General features: G+C 68.0%; 6 protein-coding genes and 1 pseudogene. 6 read left to right on the plus strand and 1 reads right to left on the minus strand.

What is annotated here, in order from left to right:
- The first annotated feature begins 14 nt into the window (after positions 1-14).
- From E1263_RS29570 to E1263_RS29580, 3 genes are read left to right on the plus strand one after another with little or no spacing between them, the layout of a single operon-like run.
- Positions 15-1,322, plus strand: a complete 1,308-nt coding sequence (locus E1263_RS29570; protein WP_238161634.1) for a hypothetical protein — start codon at positions 15-17, stop codon at positions 1,320-1,322.
- Positions 1,319-1,507, plus strand: coding sequence for a hypothetical protein (locus tag E1263_RS29575; protein ID WP_132173269.1), 189 nt, complete (start codon positions 1,319-1,321; stop codon positions 1,505-1,507). The genes E1263_RS29570 and E1263_RS29575 overlap by 4 nt, the downstream gene beginning before the upstream one ends.
- A gap of 55 nt (positions 1,508-1,562) precedes the next feature.
- Positions 1,563-2,162 carry a hypothetical protein gene (locus E1263_RS29580; RefSeq protein WP_132173271.1) on the plus strand — a complete coding sequence of 200 codons (600 nt, stop codon included), beginning with the start codon at positions 1,563-1,565 and terminating at the stop codon, positions 2,160-2,162.
- A 20-nt stretch (positions 2,163-2,182) separates the two neighbouring features.
- Here the strand turns inward: E1263_RS29580 and E1263_RS29585 are convergent, their stop codons facing one another.
- Positions 2,183-2,929: a MerR family transcriptional regulator gene (locus tag E1263_RS29585; RefSeq protein ID WP_238161635.1), complete on the minus strand. Its 747-nt coding sequence runs from the start codon at positions 2,927-2,929 to the stop codon at positions 2,183-2,185.
- A gap of 85 nt (positions 2,930-3,014) precedes the next feature.
- Here E1263_RS29585 and E1263_RS29590 point away from each other — a divergent pair, with 85 nt between their 5' ends.
- From E1263_RS29590 to E1263_RS29600, 3 genes and pseudogenes are all read left to right on the plus strand, one after another.
- On the plus strand, positions 3,015-4,838 hold the full coding sequence (locus tag E1263_RS29590; RefSeq protein WP_132173275.1) for a hypothetical protein: 1,824 nt from the start codon (positions 3,015-3,017) through the stop codon (positions 4,836-4,838).
- Positions 4,835-5,893, plus strand: coding sequence for an alpha/beta fold hydrolase (locus E1263_RS29595; RefSeq protein ID WP_238161636.1), 1,059 nt, complete (start codon positions 4,835-4,837; stop codon positions 5,891-5,893). The genes E1263_RS29590 and E1263_RS29595 overlap by 4 nt, the downstream gene beginning before the upstream one ends.
- 109 nt (positions 5,894-6,002) lie before the next feature.
- A pseudogene (locus E1263_RS29600) lies at positions 6,003-6,530 on the plus strand (hypothetical protein); the annotation flags it as partial.

Genomic DNA, 6,530 nt, shown 5'->3' on the forward strand with positions numbered 1-6,530 from the left:
CGGAGGGCACCGCTGTGCTGGAGCTGCTGGTACCGATGCACGGGATCGGCGGTCGCGGAGACCTCCCTGTCCCGCTCTGGCTGGCGATCTACTCGGCCGGCGCAGCGGTGGCGGTCTCGTTCTTCGCCCTCGCGGCCTTCTGGTCCCGCCCGCGCTTCGAAACAGCCGGCGGTACGGCGCTCGCCGCGCTGACCCGCCTGGTCGACTCGCGGGCGTTGCGCTGGTTGCTCAAGCTGGTCGGCCTGGCTGCACTCGCGATGCTGATCGGTTCCGCCTGGTTCGGCAGTGACTCTCCCGCCGAGAATCCGGCACCGACCTGGCTGTACGTATGGATCTGGGTCGGCATCATCCCGCTGTCCCTGCTCCTCGGCCCGATCTGGCGGCTCGCGAACCCGTTGCGGACCATCGCGAGCCTGGTGCGGCGTACGTCGTACCGGCGTCTTCCGGAGGGGGTCGCGTACTGGCCGGCGGTCGCGGGGCTGGCCGGATTCCTCTGGCTCGAGCTTTGCTACCCGGAAGCCTCCGAACCGATCGTGGTCGCTGCCTTCGTCACGGTCTACGCCGTGGTGAATGTTGCTGCGGGCATCGTTTATGGGCCGGCGTGGTTTGCCACCGGCGACTCCTTCGAGGTGTACGCCGAAGTGCTGGCCAGGTTGAGTCCGCTCGGTCGCGGTGCCGACGGGCGACTGGTGATCCGCAACCCGCTCGCCGGCCTGGCCACGCTGCCGCAGCAACCGGGCATCGTTGCCCTGCTCTGTTTGTTGCTCGGGTCAACGGCTTTCGATGGGATCTCCCGCTGGTCCGCGTGGACTAGTCGGACCGGCGAGCTTAACCACGTCGTCGCTTATACCGCTGGGCTGATCGTCACGGTCGCGATCGTGACCGCTCTCTTCGTCGTCGCCTCCCGAACCACCGGTACGGCGGACGTCCGGCCGGGCGCGGTCGGGAACGCCGGGCTACCGGGCGCATTCGTGCACTCATTGGTCCCAATCGCGATCGGCTACGCGGTCGCGCACTACTTCTCGTTCGCGATGTTCCAAGGCCAGGAAGGTGTGCTGCTCGCGACCGACCCGTTCGGTCTCGGCTGGGACCTCTTCGGAACCAGTGGTACTCGCATCGACTACGCGTTTCTGGGTACCGGCGTTATTGCTGGTGTTCAGATCGGCGCGATCGTGCTCGGACACGTACTCGGGGTCGTGTCCGCTCACGATCGCGCCGCTGGTCTGTTCCGGCGCCGTCAACTCAGGGCCGCCCAGTACCCGATGCTGGCCGCCATGGTCGCCTTCACCGCCGGCGGGATCGCGCTGGTGACAGCCTCATGATCCTTCAGCACATGGGCGGCGTCCCCGAGACCGCGATGGTGCTCGGCCCGATCCTCCTGATCATCGCCTTCATCCGGATCGCGCGGCGCCACGAAGCCGAGACCCCGGACATCGACGACGACTGGGACGCCGACCTCGGCGACCTGCCCAAAGGGGCGGATCCGCGGAGTCCAGCCAACCGCTGACATACCGCCGCCGTCTGTCTCCCCGTAAGCAGCCAACATTTCGGGGGAGTACGCAATGCGAAGATTCGTGAGCGGACTGGTGGCGGCGGTCGCTGCTGCCGGAGTGATGACCGGTACGTCGGCCTTGCAGGGCAACGCGGTCACGGAGAAGCAGCAGGTGGTCGCCGCGCAGTCGGCGGCGGTGAAGTTCGTGACCCGGAAGTTCGACTACGACTCGGACTTCGGGTACCTGTCGGCGGCCCAGCTGCCGAGCACCTGGCGGATGGTCGTGCAGCAGGGGTGGCAGGTGACCCGCTTCCTCGACCCGAAGGTCGACCAGATGGTCAACATCAGTACGGCGTACAGCGGCCATCTGACCACCGCGGGCGCGGTGGCGGAGAAGCGGAAGGCGCTCAAGGGCACCAAAGGCCTGAAGGTGCTGGGCGCGAAGACCACGACGATGAAGTCGACTGCCGGCATGGGCCGGCTGACGGTGAGCACGATCGTCTACACCTACACGCGGGGGAAGACGACCCGCTGGGTCGCCACCCGCTACATCGGGCTGACGGGTGAGGACAACGCCGGCGTCGAGGTGACCGTCGCCGGATCGCCCAAGAACGCGAAGTTCCTCGGGACGGTTCTCGCGAAGGCGACGACCACGCTGTACACCCGCTGAGGCCCAGCGAGCCCTGCCCTTCAGCCGGTGGAGGGGAGGGTGTTGGGGTCTAGGCCTAGTTCTTCGTAGGCGACTACCTCGATCTCGCGGGCCATGGCTTCGCGGAAGGCGGCGACCAGGGCTTGGCCGGCCAGGGGGATGATGTTTTCGAGGGTGCGCTGAATCTCGGGCCAGCCTTCGGCGGGGAGGCCGGCGTCGGCGAACTGGCGCCAGACGGTGGAGCGGAACAGTTCGACGTATGTCTTGGCGACGGCGTCGGCCTGGGCGAAGAGCTTCGGGAGCAGGATGAAGATGGCGTCCAGCGGGACGCCGAGCTTGATGACCTCGAGGCCGGTCCGGAGTAGGTCGGGGTTCGGGATGCGCAGGTGGCCGTTGTCCATCCGCTCGGCGATGCCCAGCTCGACCAGTTTGGCGATGATGGCGGGGTCGTGGGGGATACCGGCTGCCTCGGCGAGCTGGAGCTCGTCGAGCTCTTCGGGCTCGGACGGGGTCCACGGGTTGACCAGGGTCTGGAAGACGCCGAGCGCCATCGCGCCGTCGGGGAGCTCGCTCATCATCCGCTCGACGGCGGCCAGGGTGTAGCCCTTGCCGAGCAGTTCCTGGACGAGCGTGAGGCGGGCGACGTGGTCAGGGCCGTAGTAGCCCGTACGGCCGACCAGCCGCGGCGGTGGGATCAATCCACGCCCGGCGTAGGCCCGCACATTACGCACCGTCATGCCCACCTTGGCGGCGAGCTGGTCGACGGTGAACTCCTCTTCTGCTTCCACTCTTGACAGTCTTCCAGACTCCACGTTACATAGGGTATGTAACATCTGCCATGGCGCATACTTAATGTCCCGAAGGAGCACCAGGATGGCGATCCCGCTAGCCACCACCGGTACGGCGACGTTCGATCAGATCGCGATCGTGACCGGCGTGGTGGGACTGCTGTATGTCGCGATGGCGGTGTTCCTGTGGCGGGAACGGACCGGGCGCGTCACGCTCGTCGGCAGGCTCGCGGACACCATCGGGCGACTGGACGGAGTCCCCCGGTGGGCCGCGCTGTCGCCGTACATCCATGTTGTGTCGTTGCTCGCCTGTGCCTTCGGCGTCTGGTGGGACATTGCCGTGCACATCGACAAGGGCCGCGACACCGGCCCGTTCGGGACGCCGGCGCACTACCCGATCTTCTTCGGCATCCTCGGCGTGATCGTGACCGGCGTACTGCCGATCGCGCTCGCCGGGAAGCCGCTGCCGGCGCGCACGATCAAGCTCACCAAGAACTGGCGGATCCCGTGCAGCGCGGCGCTGATCCTGGTCTGCGGCACCTTCGCGCTCGTCGGCTTCCCGCTGGACGACACCTGGCACCGGCTCTTCGGTGAGGACGTCACGCTCTGGGGCCCGACCCACCTGCTGATGATCGGCGGCGTGGTCTTCTCGATCTTCGCCCGGCTGCTCGCGGTCGCCGAGGTCGAGCAGTTGATGGGGACGAACAAGCGCCGCCTCTTCCAGGAGGTCGCGTCGGTCGGCGCGCTGCTGATCGCGTGGGACCTGTTCAGCACCGAGTTCAACTACGGCGTACCGCAGTTCCCGCTGATCCTGCACCCACTGCTGATCGCGTTCGGCGCTGCGATGGGCTTCACGATCCTGCGCGCTCGCCGCGGCCCCGGCATCACCTTCGGCGCGCTGGCGATCTACCTGCTGGTGCGCGGCATCATCGCCTGGGCGGTCAATCAGCCGCTCGGCGAAATCCTTGGACACTTCCCGTTGCTGATCGTCGAGGCGATCCTGGTCGAGGCGGTTGCTCTTGCCCTCGGCAACAAGAATCGCTTCCGCCTCGGCCTGATCGCCGGTGCGCTGATCGGCACCGTTGGCGTCACTGCGGAATACGCGTGGAGCCAGGTCTGGATGCCGATCGCGTGGCCGTTCTCGATCCTCCCGTCAGCCCTCGGGTACGGCGTGGTGGTCGGCGCGGGTGCCGGTCTGATCGGCGCTTGGCTGGCCACCCGGTACGCCGAAGTTGCCGGTGAGAAGCGGGCTACCGACGTACGGAACACGCGGCCGGACGTTATCCGCCGGACGCACCAGTTCGGAGCGATCGGCCTGGTGGCGGTCGTCGCCGTCATCTTCTTCTGTGTACCGCGGTCGGCCGAACCGGGCGTGACCGGGACTGTCTCGCTGGAACGGGTCGCCACTGGGGCCGAGCCGACGGCGTACGTGACGGTCAAGCTGGATCCGGCGAATGCGGCCGACGACGCGCGTTGGTTCGAGGCGATGTCCTGGCAGGGTGGCGGGCGGGTCCTGCACCCGATGAAGAAGATTGCCGAGGGCACCTACCGGTCCGAGGACGCGCTGCCGATGTACGGCAAGTGGAAGTCGATGATCCGGCTGCACACCGGTGCCCGGAACATGACTGCGATGTGGGTGTACGCACCCGAAGACGCGGCGATCGAGAAGCCTGCGATCCAGGTTTCCGACGGCCAGACCGTTGCCTTCATCAACGAGCAGGAAACTCTGCGTCGCGAAGAGCGCACCGACGTGCCACGATGGATGTGGACCGGCGGCTATGCCCTGCTGGGTGTGGTCGGTCTACTGGAGATCGCCGGTATCGCCTGGCTGGTCGGGCGCGGCGCCCGCGGCGGGCGCCTGCGTGCGGCCCACCTGGCCGCCGGGGACCGAGAACGGGAGACTGCGTGACCATTCAGGCCGAGCGCTCGGGGGTTACCACCACCGACGGCATTCATCTGAACGTCGAGACCACCGGACCGGCCGACGCGCCGGTCACGGTGCTGCTGGTGCACGGGTGGACCTGCTCGACCCGGGCCTGGCACAACCAGGTCGACGGGCTGCCGCAAATCCTCGGGTCGCAGTCTGTCCGGGTGGTCACGTACGACCACCGCGGTCATGGGCGTTCTGATGCTGCGCCGCCGGGGTCGCTGCGGATCGCGCAGTTGGCGGACGACCTGGTCACCGTGCTGGATGAGGTCGTCGGGGACGGACCGGTTGTTTATGCCGGCCACTCGATGGGCGGCATGACGCTGATGGAGCTCGCCGACTCGCGACCCGAGCTGTTCGGATCGCGGATCAAGGCGGCCGCCCTCGTCAGTACGTCGTCCGGTCAGGTGGCGCGCGGTGCTTTCGGCATCCCGCCGCGTTTCGAGCCGGCTGCGGTGCGGATCGCGCCGCGCTTCGCGCAGGTGGTCGGGACGCGCGTCGACCGCCGTGCCGAGCGGCTGGCCGCTGCAGCTGCTGCGGTCGCCGCCGACGCCGGGACAGCGGCCGCTGGAGTCGCAGCCGCTGCGGCGGAAGGTGCTGCCGATGCCGCGGGACGAGCAGCCGGTGCAGTGCGCGGACGCGAGGCGGCACGAGCGGCTCGGGCGAATGTTGCCGCGCTTTTGCAGCGACCGGCGTTGCGACAGATCGTGTTCGGCAAGAAGGTCGACCCGGTCGAGATCGCGATCTTCCAGCAAGGACTCGCGCTGCTGCCAGGCGCGTCGTACAGCGGGTTCTTCGAGGCGATCCTGCAGCACGACCGCGCCCACGCGCTGAAGGTGCTTGGCGAGATCCCGATCGAGGTCATGCACGGCACCCGCGACCGCCTCCTGCCCCCGCGGCACGCCAACCGCATCGCTGCCGAGATCCCCAGCGCCCGCGTCTGGATGTATCCCGGCGCCGGCCACATGCTCCCCCAAGAGCGCCCCCGCGACGTAACCCACCGCCTAGCCTCCCTAGCCCGCAAAGTCCTCGCCTGAGTGATCGCCCGTCGCGTCATCTGATGGGTTCACCCACGAGCTTGCGGGTTCTGCACCCGCATGGGCGGGTTCTCGTGGTCGTTGCAACGCCTCGATTTGAGGAGTTGCGATGTCTGTGTCGTTGGCTGTGGATGTTGAGCGTCATGGCGGTGTGTTGTTGCGGATGGTTGATGGCGGGGTCGCGGTGGCGGTGGCGTGTGAGTCGTTGGGGATCAGGGCTGATCGTGGCTATGAGGTGTTGCGGGTTCTTGGCCGGAGTGGGGCTGGCCGGCGGACGGTGATCACGGACGGGCTGCGTGAGCAGGTGATCGCGGAGTTCAAGGCGACGGGGAACATCACGGGTGCGGGCAGGGTGTGCGGGTTGAGGCATGACACTGCGCGGCGGATCCTGGCCGTCGCGGGGCTGGTGGCGGTGGTGCGGGCGGTGAAACACAACGCGCAGGCCAAGGCCCGGTTTGAGGAGCTGGTGGAGGCGGGCTGTTCGATCACCGCCGCGGCTCGCGAGGTGGGCGTGGACCGGCGCACGGGGTGGGACTGGCATCACGGGGTCCGGACGGTGCGCGGGGCGCGGGTCTATCCCGATGGCAGGGTCGTGGGTTCGGGCGCGGCGACCTGCTATGCCACTGTGGTGACCCCA

This window comes from Kribbella antibiotica (assembly GCF_004349055.1).
In the GTDB taxonomy this organism is placed as follows: domain Bacteria; phylum Actinomycetota; class Actinomycetes; order Propionibacteriales; family Kribbellaceae; genus Kribbella; species Kribbella antibiotica.

Bases quoted from the DNA above. Each gene is read 5' to 3' on its own strand.
- E1263_RS29575 (WP_132173269.1), top strand. From the start codon at position 1,319: ATGATCCTTCAGCACATGGGCGGCGTCCCCGAGACCGCGATGGTGCTC.
- E1263_RS29580 (WP_132173271.1), top strand. From the start codon at position 1,563: ATGCGAAGATTCGTGAGCGGACTGGTGGCGGCGGTCGCTGCTGCCGGA.
- E1263_RS29590 (WP_132173275.1), top strand. From the start codon at position 3,015: ATGGCGATCCCGCTAGCCACCACCGGTACGGCGACGTTCGATCAGATC.